Consider the following 24,988-nt stretch of genomic DNA (forward strand, 5'->3'; position numbering starts at 1 on the left):
ATCAAACCCCACTTAAGGTGTTTCCCGAATCCAAGCTCCGTTTTCATCGACTTGGTATCCATCTGGTGTCATTTCATTTATATACAGGGACCCCAATGGGCGGCCATTCCGGTTCGTATATTCCCATCGCTTCGATACCCCGTTAAACGTCCAAGTCTTCTGCTGGTTATCAGCTGTTAGATAATACCATATTCCATCAATCTTCTGCCATCCCAGCAACATAACTCCGGTGAATGGGCTCAGGTAATACCATCTGCCATCGGTATCATCATAGTGCCATCCCTTTGTCATTCGACCGAACCAGCCATCGTGTACATCTGACAGGAAATACCACTTGTCCGTACTCTGGTCCAAGAACCAGCCGCTGTCCATAACGCCCTCACTGTCAAAATGATATGTGGCAATCTGGCTGCTTCCATTATGTGTGTATCGTATATTGGCCCAGCTATCTTTGATATAGGCTCCGTTGTTTAATACAAATGCCCACTTATGGTTAATCAGGTCAAAGTTATCCCATCTGCCATCGGTTCCTTCCAAATAAGTGCGGTAACCGTTTTCTGCACTGCTATTACCCGGTCCACGTCCTCCACCAGAAGAACCTTTTGAGCCGCCGCCCGAGCTGCCTCCGCCAGGGTTATCGCCTCCGCCAGGATTGTCTCCTCCGCCAGGATTGTCTCCTCCGCCAGGATTGTCTCCTCCGCCAGGATTGTCGCCTCCGCCACTGCTAATACTGTCTACCAGTGCTTTCAGTGTATCAAAGGCATTCTCCAGATCATCAACCGAAGGTCTGGGCAGGCGGTTCAGCACTTCGACAGCCTCCTCCACAGCCTCAGTAATGGCATCTCTGTCTTCTGCGCTTACAGACCCATTATTCTTCAGGGCATTGGCGATATTAATCTCCTCCTGCAGCCTTTCTTTTGCTTCCTGCCACTGGGTATCGTCTTCGGGCTCATAGACAGCATACAGTTTCAAATCTCTTGTCACTGGATCTGAAGTATCATACATCCCTCCTCCAGACTGGCGTTTCGACAGGCCTGTGAACTCATACGCTATGCCTGTAACGGAATCCGTATAGCCTTCGTGAATATCTAAATCCATATAGTCTTCCGTATCATCCAAGGACCTGCCATCCCTTACCTTAAATGTGTGAACCTGCCCCCTTCCGGTATCCATGATGGTCACTTCATACGCTTTATAATAACTAAATACCAGAGTATCACCGATATTAGCTTCAAAGGCAAAGCTTCCAGTAAAATTCTCATCCTCATTCGGGTCAGGTGTTATCAGAGCTTGCCGGCGCACCATTCACAGTTCCGCCTGTGGCAGAATCCCGATATATAAAGGACACCGTATATCCATTCCGCTTTAATACTGCATTCCGCCCATTGCCAAGGATTTCCGTTCCCGCGCTTACATACACACCGGAATTCCCCGCCTCCTGGTCTGCTTTAAAATTATCCGCAAAGGGGCAGGAGCCTGCAGCCCCCGGATAACTACTTGACGGCACAGCTATCTTTACTTCCTGACTAGGCTGGGATGATATCCCTCCCGGTGATGCCAGAGGAAGCTGCTCCGCTGTAACGCCTATCTGGGACGTGTCCAAATCGCTCATAACTGTTATATATTTATCCTGAGCCAGATATACGTTTGCCTTCTTCCCGGACGGAGTTGTGTTGTCCGATATCTGATTCCGGTTTCTGATTTCAAATGCACCTGACCCATTGTAATAAACAGCTCCCTTTCCAGCGGACACATTTCCGGAAACCGTTCCAAAATTCATGGACAGTCCCGCGCTTCCCGTTACATTTACCGCGCTTCCCTGGCCAGACTCACTGCCGCTGCAGTTAGTGATTACAGCGCCGCTGTTAATCTCCAGCTTTCCGGATGAAGCGGATATCAGGGGATCCTGACTTTCCGCATGGTTTCCGTCCAGGACAATGTCAGTAAACTTTAAAGTGGGGCCTGATACGTTAAACAGCGGACCCGTATACCCGGATGCACGCGTCAGGGTTCTAATATAATCACCATCCTCATTCATAGGATGCCCCTCATGGTCATAATCCGTACTGGCAATGGTAATATCCTTTTGGCTGTTTCCCGTCACATCAATAGCGGACGAAATCTCCGGATAATCCATTACATAAATATATCCCTTATTATTTCCGATTTTATTAAGCGCATATTCAATGGTTTTAAAAGGACTGCTATAGGTTCCTTCTGCGTTGGAAGAATCCTGACCGTACTGGTCCGATACATAATAGGAGGTATCTCTGATGGCAAATGCAACCCTCCTGTGAACCGTCTCATATGGATGAAGCTGGAACTCCCACGAATAGGCCATCCCCGAGTCAATACCACTTACCGAACTGCCTCCGCCTTCATTAAACACATTGCTTCCCCAAGCGCCATAGTTTCCAATCCATCTGGTATCAGGAGGCGTTACTCCAAGGCTGCTGTCGTTTGTGATGCAGTCAAACGTAGTCTTGACATGCTGGTTTACCATATGAAAGCCACGGTCATTTTTATATACCGTTGCATAGTCATCTTCCTGGGTGCCTCCAATCATAACATCGGTTCCGGTTCCCATTCTTATGGTCCTGCCATTTAATCCGCCCTGACCATTTTTGTCATAGACGTAGTAATCAACAAACACATACTTATTATCCGGACTCGGGGATACTGCAATCTTCACCTCTATGCCATAGGAATCCAAAGACTGTACCCCGCCGTTTGTATTGCCTCCTATCAGCTGTTTGGAATTAGTCCCGACCTGAAACCAGGTTGCATACCCTCCGTTACTGTAAGTTGTTTTAATACCAGCCTGAGCATAATTATGCTGCCCTGCCTGCAGGCCCCTAAGGTCGAAACGCCAGGAATTACCTCCCCCTCCCTGGCCAGTCACAGAACCATTCTTCCATGTATATGCAGTTGCCTCGCTGGCCCCATCTCCCAGATTTTCATTCTGCAGCTCCGTGGATGCATATGACAGAATGTTGGGCTGTCCCAAAACAATTCCTGTTATCATGCATATGGCCAGCAACATGGCGGTCAGGCGTTTATAGAATCTATGTATGCCGCTGTTCATTTGTTTCATCTCCTTTGTATATTTTTCATCTCCTTTTAAAAATTCAGCCGTTCTTCCTCCGGCAGGCTGTCAATATCAGGCTCTGTATCGGCAGCTGCAATGAGCCCTTCGGCAAAGTGGTCTTCCTTATTTCCCTTATCATAATGGTAGAATCCTGTCCCTTCCGCTCCTCTTCTCCACCTTGGCTTATCTTCATCTCCACACCAGGCCGCAAAACGGTTTCGGATGATGAGCAGCCAACCGCCATCTTTATCCTTTACAATCTTCTTTGTTCCTTCAACCACTTTTCCCCGGGCATCCACCACCTGATAATAGGTATCCGCTCCATCTTTCACTTTTACAACCCCGTATCCATATTCTTCATCCGCTTCCAGGCGGAGTCCATTGATATAGTACATGTCATCCTTTTTTTGAAGTTGGTTCCGGTTGCCGAACGCTTTTCCATTGGAGGCAAACCCAAAATGAAACACCCCATCCTCCAGTTCCACTGCGATATCCTTCCCGATCTGCATAGAGCCATCGTTAAGTTCATCCGGAGAAAACAGGTACAAATCCGACTTTTCAATACCATATATAGCTCCCTCAATAAAATCCTCTGAGCTCCAGTCATCCACTTCATACCGGGCTACAAACTCAGACTTTCCATCGAAGAGGACAAAACCTGTCTGCATCCTGCCAATCCCGTCAAAAGCATAGGAACGCCCATTGATTTTTCGGATACGGTTCCTATATACCCCGCCCCTTTCATCCGTATGCCACCAGCTGCATTCCTGGTCATAATAATCTTCCGTATCCAGATTCTCCGATGGATACATCCAAAACCAACTATCTTTCAGAAGCACGCCACCGTCATAGCCGGAATAATATCGGGCTGAAACATCGCTGCTGGGATTACTCTTATCTGCATTGCTGATACTGGCTACCTTACTACACCAGGGAATCATGATGCCATTTTCATCAAAACCGTACTTGGCGCCATTGATGTTTTTTTGTCTCAGACGGTCTCCATTGCTTTTAACCTTCTTTGAATGGCTGTCAAAAAAAATCCACATCCTGTCATAATCCATGTAGTTTCTCCCTGCAACCTCACTGTCCAGGTCGGCCCCCCTGATTCCTTCATCAATATCTCCATAATCCAGCCATTCTCCGGTCAGGAGCCTTCCATCCTCTTTTGCATAATAAACCCCTTCAACAAATGGGGTGTCTGAATCCTCAATGGGATTGCCATCCTCGTCAAACCATCCCGACATCATCTTCCCATTTTCGTCAAATATGTAGGTATTGCCCCCTATATTTCTTTTAAAGCTGCTGTTCTTACGCCGGTAACCTTTCCCATCTGCGCCGAAATAGTACCATCCTTCTTCAAACCCATCTTTGGCAGTCTTTCCTGCATCCGCATATATCCATGTATCCTGTACCATTCTCCCTTCTTCATCCACATAGTAAACAGAATCCTTATCCCTGAACACACAATGCTTCAATATGGTTCCGTCCTCCGACAGATAATACCAGTAATCCTTTGACTTTTTCCAGGTCAGGGTTACTGTCCGGTTGTTCTGGTCATAATAGCTCCATTCTCCCCCCGACATGTTCCAGCCTTCTGCCGCTTGTGCTGTTACCAAAAACAAAATCGCGGTAAATCCTATTGACAGCATAAGAGTTGCGATTGCCGTTATTCTTCTTCTCATTCCAAATATTCCTTTCATCATTGATATCTATGATAAACCACCGGAATATCTCATCCCAGCGGGAAAACCTTAGCTTTACCAAACTTCACCCCGTTTTCCATTGTTAGCAGACGGAAATAAATCTAAGCGTTCCCTTTTTCTCATCATGCACCTCTTTTAATATGTAAACGGTCGTCCAACATATCTGTCTCTGATATCAAACTCAGTGTAGGATATGTTCCTGCCAATAACACGGTCATGACTGTAATAAAAAATCTATGATATCTTCTCGCCATGTTCCCCTCATTACGTGTATATACAACGAAATATCTCTTTTGTTGTAAAACCACTTCAGATTTTAATAGAAAGAAGGTGAAAACCTAACTGGCAGAATTTTCGAGAAACTTAAATACCACAGATTCAGGCATTGCAAATAGGCCAACCTTTAAAAAATCAGTTGGCCATTTTATTATGTCGAAAAACATATATTTATGATATTTATTAAGAATATCTGTAGACTTCTTTCTAAATATGTAGTAAAATTATTATTATTGCACGGACATCTTTACAACAAAAGAGATAATTTGTTGTAAAAATCAAACAATACTTCAAGTTTTTCTAATTGTCTCATATGGCTGCGGCCGCTCTCCATTGTATAAATCCTTGTTGTATTAATATTACTGTGCCCTAATATATCCGCAAGCCCGACCAGGTTTTTCTCCTGCTCATAATACAGCCTGGCAAAAAGATGGCGAAAATTATGTGGAAATACTTTATCCCATAATACATCAGCTCCTTCACACAGTTTTTTCATATTTCTCCATATATTGCTTCTGTCGAGGGCTTTCCCATTTTTAGTCACAAAGATCATTCCGCTATCAATATGCTTTTTCTTTGCGTAGTCCAACAGCATAGAACACAAACGAGGAGTCAGAAAAACGGTTCTTATTCTCCCTTTACATTCAACTTCTGCTCTTCTCTGTTTTGCTGCCTCTATGGTAATAAAAGGAACTTCGGAAACTCGTATTCCTGTGGCGCATATAGTCTGAAGGAGCATACCCATTCTTTCATCTCCCTTTTCGTAAGCGGATTTCACCAAACGCTTATATTCATCTTTACCTATTTCCCTGTTTTCCGGGCAAAAAACACTGCGGCTTACCTTCAAAAATTTGGTCCGGCAATCCTGCCATGCGTTATATGCAAAAAAGCCATTGACTGCTGCCAGCGCACTGTTGACCGTTACCGGAGCCATTCTCTCTCTCAGTATTCCCTTCCACATAATTACGTCCCTTTTCTCCACGCTCTTCCCATTCATATACTGCATGAACAATCTCAGATAATGCCTGTATTGCCTGATAGTCCCTCTACTCCTTTCGCATCCATAAAGCCATTCGCAATATCTGTTAACGGATTCTTCTGTAATTGTTCTTCTTAATAATCTACTTTCTTCTTTCATCAAATCCTGCTCCTTACATCAATATAGTCTTTACAAATATAATTCCCCAGTCATTGGTAGTTATCCTAAATGAAAACAGAAAAATAATGAAGATATCTTTTATAAAATAGACACGATAAACATCTAGAATAAGCAATAGACTGAACTACTGAGTAACTATAAACAAACCAAGCCCCACGATCGCAAAAAGCTTTTGCCATTGTGGGGCTTGTGCCAATCCATCTTTTATCTTTACCATGTTATTTGTTTTTTAGTATACTCTTATTATTATGAGGGCCTGCTGCTTTTGATAATTCATTCATCTTATTTCTCTTAACCGTAAAAAAGTTTCATATATATCCAGAGCCCCATATCCCCACTCCCTGTTGGGATATGATAGTGCTGGATTTCGTTTTGCTCCCCTTATTAAAAAAGATTTGATGGCGGCTTCACTCATTGCTGTGTTATGTCCTTCTATAATGCCCCAGCTTAAAAGATTAGCGACTGCACCAGCAACATGGGCGGCAGCAACCGAGGTTCCTGTTCGGGTAGTCATGGGAATGAAGTCTTGGTTCCTGCGCCCTATCGATGGACCGCTTACATTAACCCCTGGAGCTGCCAGATCCGGTTTAATCAATCCACCTATTGTGTACCCACGGCCGGAATGAATGTAGATGCTGTTATTTAAATGATTGTAGGCGCCTACTGTGATTGGAGAGGGAGAATCTCCCGGGAGGGTTATGGTAGTATATGGACTGGGAGCCAAAAACACGGTTTCATCGGAAATCAGGTTATGGGCCGGAAGCCACATATTAAATTGCCCAGTGAGATACTGAGTATTATACACGCGTATTCTCCAAATTCCATTTGCAGGGGCATTAAAACGTATAAAAACAAGCTGTTTGCCTGCGCCTGTCTCAATCAGCTGGTAATTAACAGTAATGACTGTGGGTTCTAAGAGGAACCCAATAGAGGTTTCGTTTCTGCCTATAATAGGAATGCGGCCTATGGATTCACCACTGGGAGAGACGAATCCAACGGAATATGTATCAGCGGCGGCAGCCCATAGTTCTACTACAAATCCGCGCTGGGATTCCGCGTTCCCGACTCGAATTTCCACCTCAACGGACTCTTCCCCTATCGGTACAGAGCCCATGTAATGATGCCCCCGACCAGTTTCATTGCCTGCAGCAATTACTGTGGCCATTCCCAGATTTCGGCTGATATCTTGAAGCATCACATTAAGTGGAGATGTCCCTTCATGGCTGCCCAGATTGGAGCCGATTCCCAGTAGAATGACCAGAGGCTTTCTTTGGCTGTATGCCTCCACGCGCAGGTACTTAATGCCCATCATAATATCATTCTCCTGATAAGCATCAGCATCACTGCTAACAAGATAGAAATCACGCAGATATTGTTTGGCTGGTTTTAATTTAACGATTACAAGTTCGCATTCCGGGGCGGCTCCTGTAAAATCCTGATTAGGCAGGATTCCTCCAGCAGCAATACCCGCCAAAAAGGTTCCATGTCCGTTGGTATCGGTAGACGGCACCACGGTAAGAGGATTATCAGATTCCAGTGCCTCGTTAATCTGCTCCCGCGTATATTCTGTGCCGTAGGTTGCCCCGCTGGCATTATAGCGGTTGGGTACACCGGTAGGAAGGATACTTTTATCTTCCGGAAGGCTCTGATCCCAAATACTTATGATTCTGGTAGTTCCATCCTGATTGCGAAAAAGGGGATTGGTATAATCAATTCCTGTGTCTATAATGCCGATTATAACACCTCTCCCTTGATTGCTCAGGGCAGGTGATGCGTGGGTTGCTAAAATGCCGGAAGCGTCCATACTGGAACTATCCAACAGTGTGTACAGTCCAGGGATACTGTAATAGGTAAACTCTCTTAGTGATATGGGTTCTACGGCATCTAGCGGGGTATATATAATACTGAAATCAGTGCTTACAAAGTCCATACAGAGAGTATCTTCCGAATTACCAGGAAGTTGCTGCCGGCTTCCGTAACGGTAGATAAAGTCAGCAATGGTCTCTGAGGCTGAATTAATAGGGCAGTCCGCCATGAGGTACCTCATATAGGGTATTGATAACAGTATATGCTGAATTTCAGAAACCTTTCACTGATTGGCAGCATAAAGCAAACAAGCAATTTTTTTCACATTCACTTACTGCTCCCTGCTCAGCAATTAAATACGGTCGAACGTATATATTCAGCTTAAGGATAATCCCCGCATATTTAACATACCGCCAAGAGGCAGCAAAGGGCGGGATAAGGAGTATGGCAGAAGAACTACTGTGGAACGTTCAAACAAACGCGAGAAACAGGACTGCGAATCATAAGACGGCAAGCACCGCTCTACGAAGATTGAATCCTGCTCAGACAAGTATACAACTCGTACTATTTATACATACTATTCCAGACACTTTCCTCTCTTATTTTTATGTATCATATGATTTCTCATTATTTTTATGGTACCCTCAGTGGACAGAAACGTGCAAAGCGAACTCATTTTCATATTCTTAAAATACAATCATTATGAATCCGGAGGATATTAATATGAAACCAATTTTTGATTCTGCAAAGCAGTTGAAACCGGAACTTACATCAATCAGAAGAACTCTGCATCAATATCCGGAAATAGGTTCGCTCTTACCCAAAACCCAGTCGTTTGTTTTTAACAAATTAAAAGAGTATGGGTATTGCCCTCAGAAACTATGCAAAAGTGCTGTCGTTGCCACGATATCAGGAAAACAACCGGGCAAAACCATCCTTCTTCGAGCAGACATGGACGCTCTGCCCATTCAGGAAGCGGCTCCTGTTCCTTTTGCCTCCAAAAATGGCTCTATGCATGCATGTGGACACGATATGCACACAGCCATGCTTTTGGGAGCAGCTAAATTATTAAGACAATACCAGCAGGATCTGGTGGGAACCGTAAAACTGGTATTTCAGCCTGACGAAGAGGGATTCACAGGTGCAAAGGCGATGCTAAAAGCCGGTGTTTTGGAAAACCCCCATGTAGATGCAGGCATTGCTTTCCATATTGTTTCCGGCATTCCATCCGGAACGGTTATGTGTGGTTCAGGCACCTGCATGGCAGGATGTACTTTATTTCAGATTCATATAAAAGGTACCGGCTGCCATGGCGCAATGCCGGAAACCGGAGTTGACCCCATCAATATTGCGGCCCATATTTATCTGTCTCTTCAGGAAATCATCGCAAGAGAAATTGCCCCCACCCAGCCTGCCGCACTTACCATTGGCAGGTTTTCTGCCGGCGAAGCTCCAAATATCATCCCTGAAGATGTGATTCTGGAGGGAACCATCCGTGCAATGGATTGCAAGATATCCAAATATATCTTTGACAGAATTGAAGAAATCTCCATTCAGACAGCTTCTCTCTTTCGCGGACAAGCTTGTGTGAAAGAAATTGCTTCCGCACCACCGCTGCAAAACGACAGTGAAATGGTCAAGGAGCTTGCCAGCTACATGAAGGAATGCTATGAGCCTTATAAAATAGTATTGTTTACACAAGGCGGTATGGGATCAGAGGATTTCGCCTCTTATACTTATGAGAGGCCATGCTGCTATATGTTAATAGGCGCCGGAACCCCAGAGGAAAATCCTCTATTCGGCAAACCGATGCATAATGACCACGTTGTATTTAATGAGGAGATTCTTTCCCTAGGCAGTGCACTTTACGCATCAAATGCCATAAACTGGCTGCGAAACCATAGCCAATAACTTTTTCTTTGTATGCTGAATATACTAATAAAAAAGGGTATTCATATGCGTACAAAACGATATACCGTTGTCATTGCGGGACTTATACCGGAAATCGTCACTCAGAACATTCTGGTTAAGATTTGGGGAAAAGCTGCCCAAAAAGTATACGCGAGTACAGGCATATATGTAAACGCATGGTTAAGCGAATCTTATTTCCTCTGTGGAGATAAACGGGGACCCGATCTGGACGGGCTGACCGCGAACTTTATAATCATATGGAATCCAGTGGAGGTTGGAAGTTATGAAGAGTTCCATGAAGCTTTTACACAGGTTGTAAACGGTGTAAGGGACATATTGGGTAATCCATATGTGTGGATTACGATAGATGACATAGAGTTCTATTATTTTGTAAAATGCTGAGAACAGAGAGCCGCCTTTGGGCGGCTTTCCTATTCTCCAAAGCACTGACTCATTAAGTTGTCTGCCGATTAAGACAGGCATCCTGTTTGTGTTGCACGTAAAATGAGCGTGTAAAGCTAGGTTTTAGAGTTGGGCCTGATTATCTGAAAATGTGGGTGGGGTAAGCAAAAGTTCCTTCACCCGCATTAAGTTTTGTGTTATTTTCATATGGTTTCTGTCCTTTTGCTTTCATATTCATTGCAGATAAATCAATTCAAATTTTCCAGTTCTGCAAACTGGAAATTGTTATTCTGACAAATTACCTTCTCCACTCCACTACATCATCAATCTTCTTGCGTGGCCTTTCTTTAGGAAATTCATTTGGATAACCAAATGCAATAGCCGCAATAAGTTGTCCGTCACTATCCAACCACTTACACAGTTCTGGATATGCAAAATAAATATCACATATCCAAAGACTACCTATTCCCTTCTCAGTCGCGGCGAGAAGCATATTTTGTATAGCAGCACTTATAGATTGAATATTACAGATTTCATAAACACGTTCTTCTGTTGTTAATTCTTCCATAATACTTTTCCCTAGTGAATTAACAACAAAGACTATGATTGGTGCTTCTGCCATTATATCAATAGTGTATTTTGCAGAAGCTATGTGTTGTCTGCTTTGCGGTAACAATGCGCTATCGTTTTCTTCTCTCCCGATTCCTAGCCGGAAAACATTTATCATGTCTTCCTTAGCATTTCCTTGTATCACAATGAACTTCCATGGTTGTCTATTTTTAGAAGAAGGGGCTTTTATTCCACTTTGGATAATATCTATAATATCTTTTTGAGATATAGGTTTATCAATGAATTTCCGTGTGCTTCGTCTGTTATAAATTGAAGAAATCATTTTTACTTTTGTCCTTTCAAATATCGACTTGTTTATTCCTCCACCACATATTAGTTATTCGGAAGTTTTGTCACATTCTCAATAAAAGCATCCATTTTCATAGAGACTTCCTCCATCGTCAGGGCGGAATCAAGAAAACGCTTGACCACCACTTTCATATTCTCTCCAACCTCTATAAGATGCCCATCCAGATCTCTGTTGTGTTACTCACCGACAAACCTGAAGTTGTCTTAGAACTTTAATACGGCAATCTGTTCTTCTCCATCTTTTTCTCCGGTTTCTATAAATCCAAAAGAGACATACAGCTATTTGGCAACCGTGTTCTCTGGTTCATATGATAGCCAAACGGAAAAGCATACCCGTTGGATGTAATAGCGGTAGACGCTTCAATAATGCTGATATCATTGCCAGCAACAAAAGATTTCTGACTATCTGAGACTTTTAACTTTAGAATATCCCAGACATTTTCGCCATTTATCTTTTCCAAATGAATCATTCCATTCACCTCTGAAAATCCCGATTTGTTAAATTGTTATAAGCCAAATGCGTCAGAATCGCAACCGCTTCGACTATTTCATGGGAAATTCTGGATTCAACTTTTCAACGGAAAAATGCTCAATGATGCAATGCCAATTTATATAGGTTGTTTACTTGAAATAAGGCCGGATCTTATCTGCACCTTGCCCTAAAACTGCATTCCAAAATTTCTTAACATCCATCTCTGCGCTCCTGTCAAACTGATTCGTCATTTCTTACTTTTCGATTGAAATAAACGGAGGAAAGGTATCGGAGCTATCGTTACGCCGCATAGTTTTTGAGTCCACATCAAAGCACTTGCCGTTGTATTCATAGTGTAGCTTATTAGCTTTAACATAAAAACAATGTTCCGATTGAAATGCAACAGGCTTAAAATGCCCTTCTTGTATCGGCTGATCCCGATACAAGACCTGATCTTCCGATAACTTCAGCACATCATTTTCAAGATGCACATCATAAATCCCACTTACGATAGCCTCTGCTGCCACATTTTTCCCTGATGCTGAAATGAAACGAAAACAGCCAGTCAAACTATTGGTGCTTTTTCGCTCCGCTAGTTCAAATCGGAACAGGGATACACTGCTGAAATCTTTTCGCAATTTTTCACGTTCTCCATCCTTTCCCATGAGCCATATCTTCTCATTAGATACAATAAACATATCCAACTGAAATCCGCTCTGAGAATATTTTAGATTAGAGAAAGATATTTGATCTGAGTAAACGCCCTGTAACGCACCATTTTCAAGTTCGTAAACTAATTCCTTTGTAAACAGCGTTTTGCCATCCACATTCGCTTCAATGAAGTTGATGATTTCTTTCATTAGCACCCGCCCATCCTTTCAATTTAAAATACACCTTTTTATGCCAAGAACGCATACAAGCAACTTACAATTTTCAAGCCACACAACTTCTTATTTTCTTTCCATCCCATGCCGAAATTACATGAGAGGAATTTTGCATTGCACGAACAAGTTTTTCTGGATAATTTCCAGATTCCCATTTGACAGACAAAAACAATCCTTGCAACTCTGCCGCAGTAAAAACTTTTGTTTTCTTATACTCGATATTCATAAATTGACCTCTTACAAATTTCGTAATATATAAGAGTGGGGAAATTATCCCCTATTCTTATTTTTCGATTTCACGTTTCAAAATTATATTGCTCCTATCATACCTGCTTCAAATAAAGTTTCAAATGTATTTACTGCACCTCCATGCTCCACAATCCTCCCATCAACTACCTTATCAACATTAATGCCAGTAAATACCAATCGTTTGTTGGTTGGCTTCATTCCTAGCCATTCACCTTTATGTGTACCCTCCATTACAAATTCAGAGATGACATAATCACCATCACAAAATTGCTTAATAATCTTCATCTTATAATCGGGATATGTCTGCTTTGTTGCTTGTATGTGTTCTTTCATACCTTCAACGCCAACTGGAATCAGTCTTTCTCCCATTTTCACACAACATTTTTCATGGACAAACTCTGCTACTTTTCCAATTTGATTTTCAGATATGATAGTTTCATAGAAATATTTTATTTTCTCCACTGAATCCATTGTCCTACCTCTCAACTTTCCACTAGTTTATTCCTTCACCACGTATTAGGTATTCAGAAGTTTGGTCAAATCCTCAATAGAAGCATCCATCTTCACAGAGACTTCTTCCATAGTCATACCTGACGCCAGAAAACACCTGAGCACCATTTTCATATCCTCGCCAACCTCTATGAGATGCTCGTCCAGATCGTAGAACCGGATTACACGTTGTCCCCAGCTATGCTCAATGACTTCTCCCAAATATTCAATGTCCGAGTATGCTTTCAGCTTATTCAGGAAACCGTCAAAATCCTGTTCCTCAAAGACGATCTCCGCGTTGTTGGATTTCTTCAATACCTTTTCTTTTGGTATACTTACAAGCCAGTCAAAATCCTGCTGTAATGCCAGCCCACAGGTAAAAGCGATATTCCTTCCGTAATCCTGGTAGACCTCTAGCCCGAACAGTTCCTCATAAAACTTTCTTGCGGCGCTGATGTCCGCTACCGATATAACTGTACATACATACTTCATATAAACGCTCCTCAATCTATAGCTGTTCTTTATTTCTGATAAAGCCTTTTGTATAGCACACAACTAAATGAAATTATACTGCTTCCTTCTTTTTATAGCCATACTGACCAATCTCCATAGTCAAATGTACCGCTGCCGTGATGTAATTTACCATCTTCCCGTAACTGCCTAAACGCATTTCTCATTCTGATTAAAATCTCCGGCTGAATATCCAAACTATGATGCGCAGGAAAAACCTTTTTGACCGGAAGCTCCGAAATCTTTTCAAGAGAAGCAAGGTATGCGTCCGGGTCTGTTGACGGATAATAGGCAAATAAAGTGTCCTTGTAAACCAGGTCTCCGGTAAACAGATAACCTCTGTCTGATTCCCAGAAACACATATGCCCCGGAGCATGGCCCGGTGTATGCAATACCTGTATATTCCGTCCGCCTAATTCAATGTTCTCTCCATCCTCCAGTACCTTTGTTGGCGTCCCCTGGAAAAACTCATAAGTGCCTGTATCGTAACCGTCTGGTAAATCGCAGCGGTCTGCCACCATCTCTCTGATTGTTTCTATTGTCAGAGGAAACTCACCGTTCAGCCAGCTCAATTCTTCCGCATGGGCATAAAAGTCCGGAAAATACTTATGGCCGCCAATATGATCCCAATGAATATGGGTGGCAACAGCCGTAACAGGCTTATTTGTCAGCTTCATTACTTCATCATAAATATTGCAGATTCCCAGACCCGTATCAATCAATAAGCTGCGGCTGGAGCCATTTAACAGATAGCAATGCGTCTCCTCCCAATGCCGGTATTCGCTGATAATATATGTATCTTCATCAATCTGATCAATCGTGAACCATTTATCCATTTGCAAGCATACCTCCATAATTAATATCTGATTCCCTTTGCAGAACATCACTTATTTTTCTGCCAAAGGGCGTTTATTACTTTCACTCATTAATATTATTTACTCTTTTTTCGTCTCTTCCTCTACAGGGCACCACGCCTCTCCAAATTTTATATCCCTGAATAGAGCGGCAAGACCTGTAATTTGCTTGAGACGCAAAATTTCATCTCTATCCATTCCCAAATGCTTTGAGATCCAGGCGTCTGATCGCCCAAACTCATGAAGTTCCTTTACGATGTTGCTCATCAGATCCACATCGTGAGTGCCTCGTACCCTGTTATGGCGAACGGTGCTGGCCATACGTTTATCAATCGGTTTCTCAATGACAGAAACCGGCAGCAATCCTTGTTCTCTCTCGTAGATATCCGGATGATCCATCATCACCTGATACCGGTGGAAACCGTCCACAATCAGATAAATATCCTGCGATTTTACATAATAGCATACGACCGGCATCGTATATCCGTCTGATTTGATGCCCCTTCTCCTGAAGCTCCTGAATTACAGACTCGTCCAACCCACCGCCTTGTCGATGGAATCCTTTCATGCTGCCTCCCTAAACGGTTTACACACCTGTGTTTCCCTCTTTCCTTGTTTTTTATCATTGTAACATCTCCTGTACTGCCAGGCAATTCCCTATAAAGAGAAATTACCTAATACAAACTGAATAAACGGCTGGGAAAAAAACATTACTACGACAACCGTTGCATATAAAAGATATAACTCACGTTCCTTGCAGCCAAGCCAGTTTAATTGTGGAAACCGTTTAATAATCAATCTGCCTATTAAATATCCTATCATTGTACCTGCCACATTCGTTATCACATCATTTATATCGGTTGCGCGAAAGGTAAATATCTGCAGTATTTCAATACCCAGTGATGTCATCAGGCCCAAGCCCACTGTTTTCATCATGCTTCTGTATTCGGGCCATAAGCATGGAACAAATATACCTAATGGGATAAAAAGTAAAACATTCAGATAGCTGTTGGTTATATCGTTCAGCATACCATAAAAAGGAATAAAATTATAAGACCAACCGATTTTAATCCCTGTCACACTGGGAACCCCCACCAAAAAGCACATTGCAGTCAAATATAAAATTAAAATAATATAGGCAGCCGTCTTTTTTATGTTGTGGAAAATAAATATTTGATATAAAAAAAGAATCGGTATCAGTATCATTGATGCAGCCGCAGTTTCTATCCCTGTTGAATATATTCTATACATAAACATCTCCATATGCATATCCTGTCTCTGTACTAAATAGATGTATCTTTTCCGGCTTTAACCGAATATATGCCTCCTGCCCGACCTGGCCTGAGTAATCCGCGCCTGTTACCATTGTAATATCCGGTATGTCAGCCCCGGTGAGGAAAACCGCCACTTCACGCCCGGTATTTTCTAAAATGCTGATTTTCATCCGCACCGCATGAGGCTCGTCCGGTGCAGCCGGCACAATGTGTTCCGGACGGATACCGGCCTTAACAGGCCCCTGCAGTCCTCTTGTGGTCAGACCGCCTTTATCCATTGGAATACGGGCATTTCCCAGGGTCAGATAATGTTGTCCGTTATTTGAAATAAGCTCTGTGTCCCACACATTCATATTGGGGGAGCCTATGAATCCTGCAACAAACAGGTTTGCCGGATTTCTGTATATTTCCTGCGGTGTTCCGAACTGCTGCAGAACACCGCCTTTCATCACGGCAATGCGCGTCCCCATCGTCATTGCCTCCGTCTGATCATGGGTAACATATATGGTGGTTACCCCCAGCTCCCGTTGGAGCGTTATAATCTCCCGGCGCATTTCTGTGCGGAGCTTCGCATCCAGATTGGCTAACGGTTCATCCATGAGAAAAAGTCCGGGTTTTCTTATCATGGCCCGCGCAAGGGCAACACGCTGGCGCTGACCGCCGGACAAGGCCCCCGGCTTCCTTTCAAGCAGAGCATCCAGCTCCAGCTTTTGGGCTGTTTCTGCTACCCTTCCCTCTATTTCCTGTTTTCCAATGTGCTGCATTTTAAGGGGAAATGCGATATTATCTTTTACCTTCATATTGGGATAAAGGGCGTAATTTTGGAATACCATGGCAATATCGCGGTCCTTTGGCGGAACCTGGTTCACAATCCTGCCATCCATAACGACCTCACCGCTGCTTATACTCTCAAGTCCTGCAATCATACGCAGCAGTGTTGTCTTTCCGCATCCGGAAGGGCCTACAAATACTATAAATTCCCCTTTCTTTATTTCCATGTCCATATCCTTAACAGCATGAACATCACCAGGATACCATTTATTCACTTTGCTTATCTGCAGATCGCCTGCAAAATTCCTGTTTTCCATAAATTAATCCTCTGTGTTAATCTTTCATTCCGGAAGATATAATGCCCTGCTCCAGATATTTCTGACCGGACAGGAATATCAGAAGAGGAGGCATCAGCGTAATCAGTGACGCGATTAATGATACCCCGGCGTTATCCGCTGTGATGTTTGGCATATACAATGACAGCGGCCAGAGCGCCTGGTTTTTTAAGAATGCCTGAGACGCCTCTATTGCGTTCCAGTATTCCAAAAACCCTAATACCACAGCCGACAGAATGCCCGGTGCGCCCAGCGGAAGCCCAAACCGCAAAAATGTCTGAAATGAGGAAGCCCCGTCCACGGCCGCCGCCTCCATGACCGCCGCCGGTATGTCCATGAAAAAACGTGTCATGATGAATACCGGAAGCGTTGATGCCGCACCGGGCAGTATGACCGCCCATGCGGTATCAATCAGGCCCATCTTATTCAGGATAAGATAGCTGGAAACCATGGTTACCTGAAATGGCATGAGCATCAGGACAATATACAAAGTATAGAGTATCTTTTTTCCGCGAAAGTGAAACTTTGCAAACGCCCATGCCGCAGGAGCGCCCAAAAGGACATGACCGAGTATGATTGGGAAAACCTGCCTGCAGGAATTCCAGAATACCGTAAAGAACTGGGGCGTATCCAATAATAGTTCCACATATGCCGCCAGTGTCGGATAACGAGCAATTACGGGCCATACAGCCGTTCCTCCCCTTCCTTTCAGGACAGGCGCAAGGTTTTCAGACAACTCTGCCCCTCCCATAAAGCTCCCGGATATCAGCATCCAAAGAGGCATCCATATAAAGACCGCAATCAAAACAAGGGGTACGCCAAGAAGCCATTTTTTCATATCCTCTCTCATATCCTATCTCCTCTGTCCATGATTTTTTGCAGCAGTAGTATTAAAATAAATACCAGAATTGCCATCATCACAGCTCCGGCACACATTTTATCCACATCCAGATTGCCGTACCAGTTATTAAATAAATGCTGAAGCATGTAAATACTGTCATCCGGATAACCTCCCGCAATCAGATAAGCCTCCCTGAACACCTTAAAGGAATTGAGCAGCGACAGTACTGTAATGGTAAATAATGTGGGCATAAGATTGGGGAGTGTAATCCTCACAAACCGCTGAAGGCTTCCGGCGCCGTCTATCTGAGCCGCCTCATATAATGCCGGATTTATGGCGCTGAGTCCTGACAGCCACAGCACCATATTATACCCGAAATTCTTCCACAGATAAGCAAACACCAACACGCCAAAGGCTGCCTTACTTCCAATCCAGTCAACCGAATCCATACCCCAAAGCGCAAAGAACGCGTTGAGAAGTCCATTTTTGTGAAAGAACACCCGCCACAAAAGCACAATCGAAGCAACGGGAACCGCCATGGGCACAAGAAACGAGGTCTTAAAAATGCCGCGTTTTTCCCTGAAGGAGGCCAGCATCAGGGAAACAGCCAGGGAAAAGAGTAACAGAAGCGGTATGCAGACTAAGATAAATTTTGCTGTATTAGCTGCCGCCATCTTAAACGCATGGTTTCTCAAGACTGCCAGATAATTTTGAAATCCCACAAAGCGGTCACCGGCAGCCAGGAAAAAGGAACAGCGCAGAGCATCCAGCATAGGAATCAGCACCATAATGCTCACGAACAGCAGGCTCGGCAGCAAAAACAGCCATGGTACCATTTCTTCCCGGACCGGAACACTGTATTCACATTTTTTCCTCATCCAAAATCCTCCCTTCACGAACATCGGCGGCAAGTGTTTCTTTCAGACAGTAAAACAGAAAATCCACACATATCCACAGGAATGGCAGAAAATACATTGCTTTGCAAAAAGTCATATTGTGAGCAGAGGCTATCTTGAATGAAATCAGGCCAAGAGTCAGTGTATATGCCGCACAATAGAAAATCATTCTTTTGTAAGAGCGTATGGATACCAGCATTGCTGCGGCTGCCGTAAAGGCAGAGGCGCAAACAGAAAGCAGCACTGCCATAAATGACGAGGTCCAAAGCTCTATATCCCGGAAGGAAGGCCCCGCGGCCATCCAGTAGACCATATTTTTTCCCTGTTCCTTAAACAAATTTTCCCAAAACTCAAAATCAGACCACATTGCAGGGATAAACTCGGAAGGAAACTCTGGCAGGTCCATACAAAACCATAATACGGCCAATATACCGAAAGCCATTAAAAGATAAATAGCCAGCAGCAGGGGATAACGGTAAAGCCTTTTTCCATGCCTGATCACGCGCCCAAGGATTCCAAATGCCAGAATGATCGCAGGGAACCGGAGTATCATGCCAAGTACCCATGCAAATAATGTCAGGTCAAGGATCCCTCCCACCGGAAAACCTGCCGATGAGAGATACTGACCGGCCCTCTCCCCTGCTCCCGGATCTGTAAACGTCAGCTGCATATTGGATAAGGGTTCTTCCGATTCCGCCTGCGCCTGTAAGAATAACCTTGGTTCTTCCTCCTCAAATATGCCTCGGACATAGAACTGCTTTCCTTCCGCCTTTACCGGCACCCCAATCACATTGATACTTCCCCACAGAGAGAATGCCAGACCGGTACTGACGGCACAGCCAGAGGCATCCGATCTGGCCGGATAAGCGCCGTCCGCCAGCATGGAGGATGATATATCCCCGCAGTCTCCAAAGACGTCAACAACATCCGCCTTCATCTTCTTTTTATCTGAAGCCATTATCTCCTGTTCCGGGTATATCTGCCATAAAGTGACCTCCGGCTGGTTTCCTGCTCCATCCTGCCTTGCATACGTCTGCTGCCTGATAAGCTCTGAGGGGCTGACACCGTTCTTTTCCCATTTAATGCTCACACTTGTACAGTGACTGATGGCCGTACTATAGAAAGAACAAGCGGCACACCAAAGAACCGCTGCCAGTATTGCTGATATTGTCAACGCCCGGTAATGGGCAAACCTGTTATTTTTCAATACGGACCCTGTCTCCTTCCGATATGATCTTATTTGAGCTTATAACTACCTGATCCGAATACGTAAGCGCGCCATCAACATACATGGTCTGACTGTCCCTTTCCTTAACGGTTATATCTACCCTTGCAATGACCCATTCTGTTCCCAGTACGGAGCTTTGTCTGCGGAGTACGAATACGTGATCTCCGGCGGAATCACTTCTGAGTGCGGTAAGAGGCAGACAATTTTGATACGTCTCGCTTTTTCTGCTCAGAAAAAGCTGTGCCGGCATACCGGAAGTATAACCTCCCTCCGACAGAACCGCAGTTACTAAAACCTGGTCCGACTCGTCCGGCGTGCTGATGGAATGAATCTCCACATCTGCTTTTTGTGTGCTTCCGTCCAATTTGTAATGAAGCTCTCCTTTGTCCCCGGCTGAAAAGCGGCGTGCTGAATCTTTATCCAGTTTTCCTTCAAAAACAAACCCTCTGTCAGCAGAGGAAAGTATGACTGCATCTTCCCCCTCCTTTGTTTTATCCCCGCGTTCCAGCGTCCTCACCACCGTACCAGGGGCCGGAGCCAAAAGGCATCCCCCATTATCCAAAATTTCCTGTAATGCAGCACGCGATTTCTCCTTATCTGACCGCTCAGATTCACAGGTGATTCTGTCAATCTCACCTTCCTTCTGCAATACATCAGCCTGTCTCCGGGCATCTTCCAATGCTGCCTGGGCGGTCTCAACTGCCCTTCCCGCAGCATAGAGTTCTTCCTCCTCAGAATATTGGTTATCCTCTGACTCACGCCGGGCACGGTTTAACGCTTCTCTTGCAGCATCAATGGCAGACTGGGCCTCACTGACTGCAGACTCAGTTGAAAAATCGTTGCCTTCCCTGACTGCTTCCAGCACTGTTTCTGCTTTATAAAGAGCATCTTTGGCTTTATCAATGTTACGTCTCCAGCGTCTCTTGATGGAATCCAGGTTATCGTCTGCCCTGTCATAGGACGATGAGGTATAATCTGCTTTTGAAAGTTCCTTTTTTGCCTGGTTAAATGCCTTTTGCGCAATGGAAAGTTCTTCCTCCGCCTCCTTCAGCTCCTCCGTATAATCCGCGGCATCATCCGGCTGCTTCCCTGCAATCGCTTCCTTTATTTCGCTGACTCTCTGATTTGCCATATTAAGTTCATCTTTCGCCTGCTCATACGTTTCTAATGCCTGCTGATAACCATCCTCTGAATCATCAAGATTTTCTGATTCCTCATCCAGCGCCTGTTCTGCGGCACGGATGGCGTCCTCCGCGTCCTCCCTTACGTTTTGCAGGTTTTCCCTCGCTTCCTTCACAAGCGCTTCTGCCTTATTAATAAGATTCTTTTCCGCATCTGCCAGTGTTTCTTCAAGCTTTGTATAATCTTCTTTCAGCCGCATCTCTGCCCTGGCATACTTTGCAGCAATGCGCTCATACGCCTTTTGGGCATCCTCCAGCGTACGCTGTGCCTCAATCACATCATTGCCGCCATTGTCTGCTGAAAGATCGATTCTCAGGTTAAGGATATGGATTTCTTCTTCCAGCTTCTTAATCTGTTCTTCTACGGAAGGTTTATCAAATTCTATCAGTATTTCACCTCTGTCTACCGGTTTGCCCTCCCCTGCATTGACGGACACGACCTTAAGGCCATCCGGAAGGCTAATCCCCTTCTCTGCTGCCGCATGGATAATCCCTTCCATTTCAGCCCTGTTCATTAACGTTTTGCTTGTCATGGAAGACACTGCAACATGGGCAGTTGTAAAAGAATGGGATGCACGGGAAATGATTGTGCATACAAACATAAATGCGAAAAATCCAATCATAAGATATACAGCCATGCGCTGTACACGTTCTTCTATAAGGGGCCTGTATTTCTTTCCGGAAATAAGCATGGCCTTTTGTTCTCTTATTTTTTCCCCAATATGTAAACGCATAGCTGTATCATCTCCTGTCAGGTTAATTGAACACAATCATAATAATTTTGTCTGCCAGGTAAGAACCGTCCGCCTGCTGTTTCCCGAAACACAGTACAAAATCACTGTCCCCTATCCTGTCTTTTTCACTGTCCTCCAAAGAGTAGCTGCTGCCATCCGATTTCACGGTTCCCTTTTGAAATACTGTGTCTTCTGTATAAGTAACCGTCATGCTGCCCCCATCTCCTGAAGATGAAGTGCCGTCCGCAAAGGGTGATGTATTAATCACGCACCCGGTATTCGAGCATTTGCCGGCTGTGCCGCTCAAATCAGCAGACTTCATCATGTCATTCGCATCTGCAAAGGTATCCATTGTATCTGAATCCCCGTTCCCGGCATCATCCGGACTTTGCAGAGGTGAATCATTTTGGACCGCTTCCTCCTGCTTTTCAGGGACTTCCTCCTTCTCCGCCTTACCGGCAGTATTTACAGGATTGCTTTCCTGTCGCTCTGTCGCTTCCATTCTTTCTGTTTCCGTTTTTGCATTTGTCTCCGTACCTGCACAGCCGGTAACCAAAAGCATCCCCGCGCAGATAGCTGCATATATCCCCATCATTCCTCTTTTCATAAGCTGTCTTTTCATCGTTTTGAATTCTTTCCTTTGCATATAAAATTTTTACATTTGTTCATTGATATAAAGACTGGCCCGGCTCTGAATTCTTTCAGCCGCTTCCAGGGCGCTCCTGGCCCCTGAAAAATATTCCCGGGCCTCCTCCAATATCAGTGATTCCAGTGTCTGATTGTCATTCTCCACATAGGCTGCGCTGCTTAAAAGCTGCTTTGTCAGCTCCGCATCTTCTTTTGTTGCCTTGCCGTCTTCGTAAATCCACGTCCAGACAGATTTTCCATCCACCGCCGCCTGCGTGACCTTATCAAACGCCCTCTTATGAATCGGAAGCATCATACAGGACATCTGATGCTCCTCTGTCAATAGTGTTCTGACAAATTCCCATGCCCCTTCCTTCCGGGTGCTGGACGAGGAGATTCCAACCTTCACTTCCGGTTTGATTACATGGTACTCACCGCCGCCTCCGGGAAGTCCAAGAAATCTCAGGTTTCCGTTGTAGTAATTTCTGTACCGGGTGATGTGGTAAACGCTCAGCACAGTCTCATAGGCTGCTGCATAGGTATCACTTATCTCCATTCCTCCAAAGCCATTCTGGCTGCTTTCCTGTATTTTACCGGCAAATTCCAGCATTTTTACAAATTCAGGCGAATCAAATGAGCATTTACCCAGGCTCCAGTCAATAAAACTGCCGTCTGTCTGAAGCATGTCTCTCAAAAAGGAAGCTCCGGACAGATTGTCTATGGAATTGGCTCCGTAAGTATCAAGGACCTTTTCCAGATCCTGAACGGTCCAGCCATTGCTTCCATCCACAACATCCGCGCCGGCCAGCATAGTGGATATGGCTGCTCCGTCTGTAAGATAAGGTAACTTTCCATCCAGGCTGATAGCTTCAAAGACATTTTCAAAGTAATCCTCTGTCCGGATTTCCGGATCATGTTCCATATATGGATAGAGATCTTCCAAAAGCCCTTTACCTAGATAAATCTGTACAGACAAATTACTCATATCCAGGATATCCGGCATATCGCCGGAGATGATCCGTGTATTAAGATTCAAAATGGCATTATCCCATTCCTCGTTGGAAACATTTTGTGCATACGGAAAATACTCTGTCAGCTCAACCTTATACCTGTCGTTTGTTTTGTTAAAATCGGATACGGCCTGGACAATGCCAGGAGTCGCAGTCAGGCTCACCATACTCAAATCCTCCCTCTCATCCTCCCCCTTGGCCAGAACCGCCATTTCATACGATAATACCCCAGTCTGATTGGATGAGGCCGCCAGGACCACAAAACGCCCATCCGTGCATTCTCCAAGATGAACTTCTGATGTGCCAAGTCCCATATCCGACCAGTTAAAGACAGGGATGCCCTCCTGTGCTCCCGCAGCATACCCATACAAAACGGAAGAATCAAACCGATAGAAATCTTTGTTCACTCCTCCATACAGTCCTGCTGTTGCTCCCAGACAGATTTTATCTTTCCTCCAATCCCGGCTCTCCATGTCCACTGTAAGCAGGTCATAGTTCATACGGTCCGAGGAAGTCGCACAAATACCAATCTTTCCTTCGGCAGTCGTTGTCGTTGTCATAAGATTTCCCTCATAATCGAGAGCAAATAAGAAACTGCCGTTGTTGTCGAACAGATAGACCAGCGTATTTCCGCCTTTTGCAGCCACACAGATATTTCCCTCCATATCAATGCTAAGGAACAAATCTCTTCCAACTGCCGATATGACCGGGCTGTCCATCACACCTGCCAGGTCAACCGATTGGACCTGTGAACCACTGTTGTCAAATTTCCTTAAACTATAACCGCCTGTCTGTTCCAGGCAAACCGCCCAGATGCTGTTATCCGGGGCAAAGCCAAAATCCAGAAGTGAGACAGAAGCATCCAGATCCAGATTCTGTTTCAAAAACTTGCCGTCATCAATATCCATTGCTGCCAAATAGGACGTGCCATCTTCCTCCAGGCAGCACAGATAGGCCATATCATCTTTGAGCAGAAGTCTTTCGATTCCTGTCACGGTGTCTGGAATATCAAAAAAGTCTGCAACATAGGAAGCAGCAGGCTGCATGGTATCCATGCGGTTCCCGCAGGCTGTTACGGTAAAAATCATTGCTGTTGGTCCCAGAATTGTAAAGATCCGTTTTATCTTCTTTCTCATAGCCACCTCCATTTTCTAAAATTACCTCCTTTCATATAAATATTGCCTGCTCTATCAGGCAGTTTAAGCATACCATTGATGAGCAGGCAGTTTTTTAATTTGAGATAATTGATTTTCTATGGAATGGTAAATGAATGATTAAGAAATTCCTAAGGCGATATGGCAATGATCAGCATTCGTCTGTCTGACAAAAATTTTACCTCATTACCAATTTTTTTATTGACAATGAGG

At 44.4% G+C, this 24,988-nt stretch carries 20 protein-coding genes and 4 pseudogenes; 2 read left to right on the forward strand and 22 right to left on the reverse strand.

The window, feature by feature from the left end; translation table 11 throughout:
* Nucleotides 1–12: 12 nt before the first annotated feature.
* From ABID13_RS28620 to ABID13_RS01790, 5 genes and pseudogenes are all read right to left on the reverse strand, one after another.
* Nucleotides 13–1,293 (reverse strand): annotated as a pseudogene (locus ABID13_RS28620) (InlB B-repeat-containing protein); the annotation flags it as partial.
* A pseudogene (locus ABID13_RS28625) lies at nucleotides 1,286–3,085 on the reverse strand (hypothetical protein); the annotation flags it as partial. The pseudogenes ABID13_RS28625 and ABID13_RS28620, both read right to left, overlap by 8 nt.
* Before the next feature lie 35 nt (nucleotides 3,086–3,120).
* Nucleotides 3,121–4,773, reverse strand: a complete 1,653-nt coding sequence (locus ABID13_RS01780) for an N-acetylmuramoyl-L-alanine amidase family protein (protein WP_048930564.1) — start codon at nucleotides 4,771–4,773, stop codon at nucleotides 3,121–3,123.
* A gap of 544 nt (nucleotides 4,774–5,317) precedes the next feature.
* Nucleotides 5,318–6,208: a tyrosine-type recombinase/integrase gene (locus ABID13_RS01785; RefSeq protein WP_048930563.1), complete on the reverse strand. Its 891-nt coding sequence runs from the start codon at nucleotides 6,206–6,208 to the stop codon at nucleotides 5,318–5,320.
* Nucleotides 6,209–6,506: 298 nt separating this feature from the next.
* On the reverse strand, nucleotides 6,507–8,264 hold the full coding sequence (locus ABID13_RS01790) for a S8 family peptidase (protein ID WP_048930562.1): 1,758 nt from the start codon (nucleotides 8,262–8,264) through the stop codon (nucleotides 6,507–6,509).
* 494 nt (nucleotides 8,265–8,758) lie between these two features.
* On the opposite strand from ABID13_RS01790, the gene ABID13_RS01795 reads away from it, so the two are divergent.
* Both ABID13_RS01795 and ABID13_RS01800 read left to right on the forward strand, forming a co-directional pair.
* Nucleotides 8,759–9,946: a M20 metallopeptidase family protein gene (locus tag ABID13_RS01795; RefSeq protein WP_048930561.1), complete on the forward strand. Its 1,188-nt coding sequence runs from the start codon at nucleotides 8,759–8,761 to the stop codon at nucleotides 9,944–9,946.
* A 45-nt stretch (nucleotides 9,947–9,991) separates the two neighbouring features.
* Entirely contained in the window at nucleotides 9,992–10,348 is a 357-nt protein-coding gene (locus ABID13_RS01800; protein ID WP_045093772.1) for a hypothetical protein, read from the forward strand.
* Between the two features lie 298 nt (nucleotides 10,349–10,646).
* Here the strand turns inward: ABID13_RS01800 and ABID13_RS01805 are convergent, their stop codons facing one another.
* The 17 genes and pseudogenes from ABID13_RS01805 to ABID13_RS01885 all read right to left on the reverse strand — a co-directional run bounded on the left by ABID13_RS01805 (nucleotide 10,647) and on the right by ABID13_RS01885 (nucleotide 24,769).
* Nucleotides 10,647–11,240 carry a nitroreductase family protein gene (locus ABID13_RS01805; protein WP_007871372.1) on the reverse strand — a complete coding sequence of 198 codons (594 nt, stop codon included), beginning with the start codon at nucleotides 11,238–11,240 and terminating at the stop codon, nucleotides 10,647–10,649.
* Between the two features lie 50 nt (nucleotides 11,241–11,290).
* Nucleotides 11,291–11,434, reverse strand: a pseudogene (locus ABID13_RS01810) (VOC family protein); the annotation flags it as partial.
* Nucleotides 11,435–11,520: 86 nt separating this feature from the next.
* Entirely contained in the window at nucleotides 11,521–11,736 is a 216-nt protein-coding gene (locus ABID13_RS01815) for a hypothetical protein (RefSeq protein ID WP_227162442.1), read from the reverse strand.
* A gap of 256 nt (nucleotides 11,737–11,992) precedes the next feature.
* Nucleotides 11,993–12,598: a hypothetical protein gene (locus ABID13_RS01820; RefSeq protein WP_007871377.1), complete on the reverse strand. Its 606-nt coding sequence runs from the start codon at nucleotides 12,596–12,598 to the stop codon at nucleotides 11,993–11,995.
* Nucleotides 12,599–12,671: 73 nt separating this feature from the next.
* Complete coding sequence (locus tag ABID13_RS01825; RefSeq protein WP_227884806.1) at nucleotides 12,672–12,848, reverse strand: hypothetical protein; 177 nt, start codon at nucleotides 12,846–12,848, stop codon at nucleotides 12,672–12,674.
* 83 nt (nucleotides 12,849–12,931) lie between these two features.
* Nucleotides 12,932–13,342 carry an ester cyclase gene (locus ABID13_RS01830; protein ID WP_045093771.1) on the reverse strand — a complete coding sequence of 137 codons (411 nt, stop codon included), beginning with the start codon at nucleotides 13,340–13,342 and terminating at the stop codon, nucleotides 12,932–12,934.
* 45 nt (nucleotides 13,343–13,387) lie between these two features.
* Nucleotides 13,388–13,852 carry a VOC family protein gene (locus ABID13_RS01835; protein WP_007871381.1) on the reverse strand — a complete coding sequence of 155 codons (465 nt, stop codon included), beginning with the start codon at nucleotides 13,850–13,852 and terminating at the stop codon, nucleotides 13,388–13,390.
* A 92-nt stretch (nucleotides 13,853–13,944) separates the two neighbouring features.
* Complete coding sequence (locus ABID13_RS01840) at nucleotides 13,945–14,706, reverse strand: MBL fold metallo-hydrolase (RefSeq protein WP_048930560.1); 762 nt, start codon at nucleotides 14,704–14,706, stop codon at nucleotides 13,945–13,947.
* A gap of 99 nt (nucleotides 14,707–14,805) precedes the next feature.
* Nucleotides 14,806–15,222 (reverse strand): annotated as a pseudogene (locus ABID13_RS01845) (ParB N-terminal domain-containing protein); the annotation flags it as partial.
* Between the two features lie 159 nt (nucleotides 15,223–15,381).
* Nucleotides 15,382–15,975 carry a VanZ family protein gene (locus tag ABID13_RS01850; RefSeq protein WP_045093769.1) on the reverse strand — a complete coding sequence of 198 codons (594 nt, stop codon included), beginning with the start codon at nucleotides 15,973–15,975 and terminating at the stop codon, nucleotides 15,382–15,384.
* A complete protein-coding gene (locus ABID13_RS01855) occupies nucleotides 15,968–17,086 on the reverse strand; it encodes an ABC transporter ATP-binding protein (protein WP_048930559.1) in 1,119 nt (372 codons plus the stop codon). Before ABID13_RS01855 ends, ABID13_RS01850 begins: the two co-directional genes overlap by 8 nt.
* A 16-nt stretch (nucleotides 17,087–17,102) precedes the next feature.
* Nucleotides 17,103–17,942 (reverse strand): carbohydrate ABC transporter permease, encoded by an 840-nt coding sequence (locus tag ABID13_RS01860; RefSeq protein ID WP_048930683.1) that lies wholly within the window; start codon nucleotides 17,940–17,942, stop codon nucleotides 17,103–17,105.
* Nucleotides 17,943–17,950: 8 nt separating this feature from the next.
* Complete coding sequence (locus ABID13_RS01865) at nucleotides 17,951–18,823, reverse strand: carbohydrate ABC transporter permease (protein WP_048930558.1); 873 nt, start codon at nucleotides 18,821–18,823, stop codon at nucleotides 17,951–17,953.
* Complete coding sequence (locus ABID13_RS01870; protein WP_048930557.1) at nucleotides 18,807–20,048, reverse strand: hypothetical protein; 1,242 nt, start codon at nucleotides 20,046–20,048, stop codon at nucleotides 18,807–18,809. The genes ABID13_RS01865 and ABID13_RS01870 overlap by 17 nt, the downstream gene beginning before the upstream one ends.
* Complete coding sequence (locus ABID13_RS01875) at nucleotides 20,038–21,984, reverse strand: hypothetical protein (RefSeq protein ID WP_048930556.1); 1,947 nt, start codon at nucleotides 21,982–21,984, stop codon at nucleotides 20,038–20,040. Before ABID13_RS01875 ends, ABID13_RS01870 begins: the two co-directional genes overlap by 11 nt.
* 22 nt (nucleotides 21,985–22,006) lie before the next feature.
* Nucleotides 22,007–22,606: a hypothetical protein gene (locus ABID13_RS01880; RefSeq protein ID WP_007871401.1), complete on the reverse strand. Its 600-nt coding sequence runs from the start codon at nucleotides 22,604–22,606 to the stop codon at nucleotides 22,007–22,009.
* 33 nt (nucleotides 22,607–22,639) lie between these two features.
* The gene (locus ABID13_RS01885) at nucleotides 22,640–24,769 is read right to left on the reverse strand and encodes an ABC transporter substrate-binding protein (protein WP_048930555.1); all 2,130 of its coding nucleotides are present in this window, start codon (nucleotides 24,767–24,769) and stop codon (nucleotides 22,640–22,642) included.
* Nucleotides 24,770–24,988 lie beyond the last annotated feature (219 nt).

The organism is Enterocloster citroniae (genome assembly GCF_040545455.1).
GTDB classification, from domain to species: Bacteria; Bacillota; Clostridia; order Lachnospirales; family Lachnospiraceae; genus Enterocloster; species Enterocloster citroniae.

Bases quoted from the DNA above. Each gene is read 5' to 3' on its own strand.
- ABID13_RS01790 (WP_048930562.1), bottom strand. From the start codon at position 8,264: ATGGCGGACTGCCCTATTAATTCAGCCTCAGAGACCATTGCTGACTTT.
- ABID13_RS01780 (WP_048930564.1), bottom strand. From the start codon at position 4,773: ATGAGAAGAAGAATAACGGCAATCGCAACTCTTATGCTGTCAATAGGA.
- ABID13_RS01830 (WP_045093771.1), bottom strand. From the start codon at position 13,342: ATGGATTCAGTGGAGAAAATAAAATATTTCTATGAAACTATCATATCT.
- ABID13_RS01805 (WP_007871372.1), bottom strand. From the start codon at position 11,240: ATGATTTCTTCAATTTATAACAGACGAAGCACACGGAAATTCATTGAT.
- ABID13_RS01820 (WP_007871377.1), bottom strand. From the start codon at position 12,598: ATGAAAGAAATCATCAACTTCATTGAAGCGAATGTGGATGGCAAAACG.
- ABID13_RS01880 (WP_007871401.1), bottom strand. From the start codon at position 22,606: ATGAAAAGACAGCTTATGAAAAGAGGAATGATGGGGATATATGCAGCT.
- ABID13_RS01835 (WP_007871381.1), bottom strand. From the start codon at position 13,852: ATGAAGTATGTATGTACAGTTATATCGGTAGCGGACATCAGCGCCGCA.
- ABID13_RS01865 (WP_048930558.1), bottom strand. From the start codon at position 18,823: ATGAGGAAAAAATGTGAATACAGTGTTCCGGTCCGGGAAGAAATGGTA.
- ABID13_RS01850 (WP_045093769.1), bottom strand. From the start codon at position 15,975: ATGTATAGAATATATTCAACAGGGATAGAAACTGCGGCTGCATCAATG.
- ABID13_RS01800 (WP_045093772.1), top strand. From the start codon at position 9,992: ATGCGTACAAAACGATATACCGTTGTCATTGCGGGACTTATACCGGAA.
- ABID13_RS01840 (WP_048930560.1), bottom strand. From the start codon at position 14,706: ATGGATAAATGGTTCACGATTGATCAGATTGATGAAGATACATATATT.
- ABID13_RS01815 (WP_227162442.1), bottom strand. From the start codon at position 11,736: ATGATTCATTTGGAAAAGATAAATGGCGAAAATGTCTGGGATATTCTA.
- ABID13_RS01875 (WP_048930556.1), bottom strand. From the start codon at position 21,984: ATGCGTTTACATATTGGGGAAAAAATAAGAGAACAAAAGGCCATGCTT.
- ABID13_RS01885 (WP_048930555.1), bottom strand. From the start codon at position 24,769: ATGGAGGTGGCTATGAGAAAGAAGATAAAACGGATCTTTACAATTCTG.
- ABID13_RS01785 (WP_048930563.1), bottom strand. From the start codon at position 6,208: ATGAAAGAAGAAAGTAGATTATTAAGAAGAACAATTACAGAAGAATCC.
- ABID13_RS01860 (WP_048930683.1), bottom strand. From the start codon at position 17,942: ATGAAAAAATGGCTTCTTGGCGTACCCCTTGTTTTGATTGCGGTCTTT.
- ABID13_RS01795 (WP_048930561.1), top strand. From the start codon at position 8,759: ATGAAACCAATTTTTGATTCTGCAAAGCAGTTGAAACCGGAACTTACA.
- ABID13_RS01855 (WP_048930559.1), bottom strand. From the start codon at position 17,086: ATGGAAAACAGGAATTTTGCAGGCGATCTGCAGATAAGCAAAGTGAAT.
- ABID13_RS01825 (WP_227884806.1), bottom strand. From the start codon at position 12,848: ATGAATATCGAGTATAAGAAAACAAAAGTTTTTACTGCGGCAGAGTTG.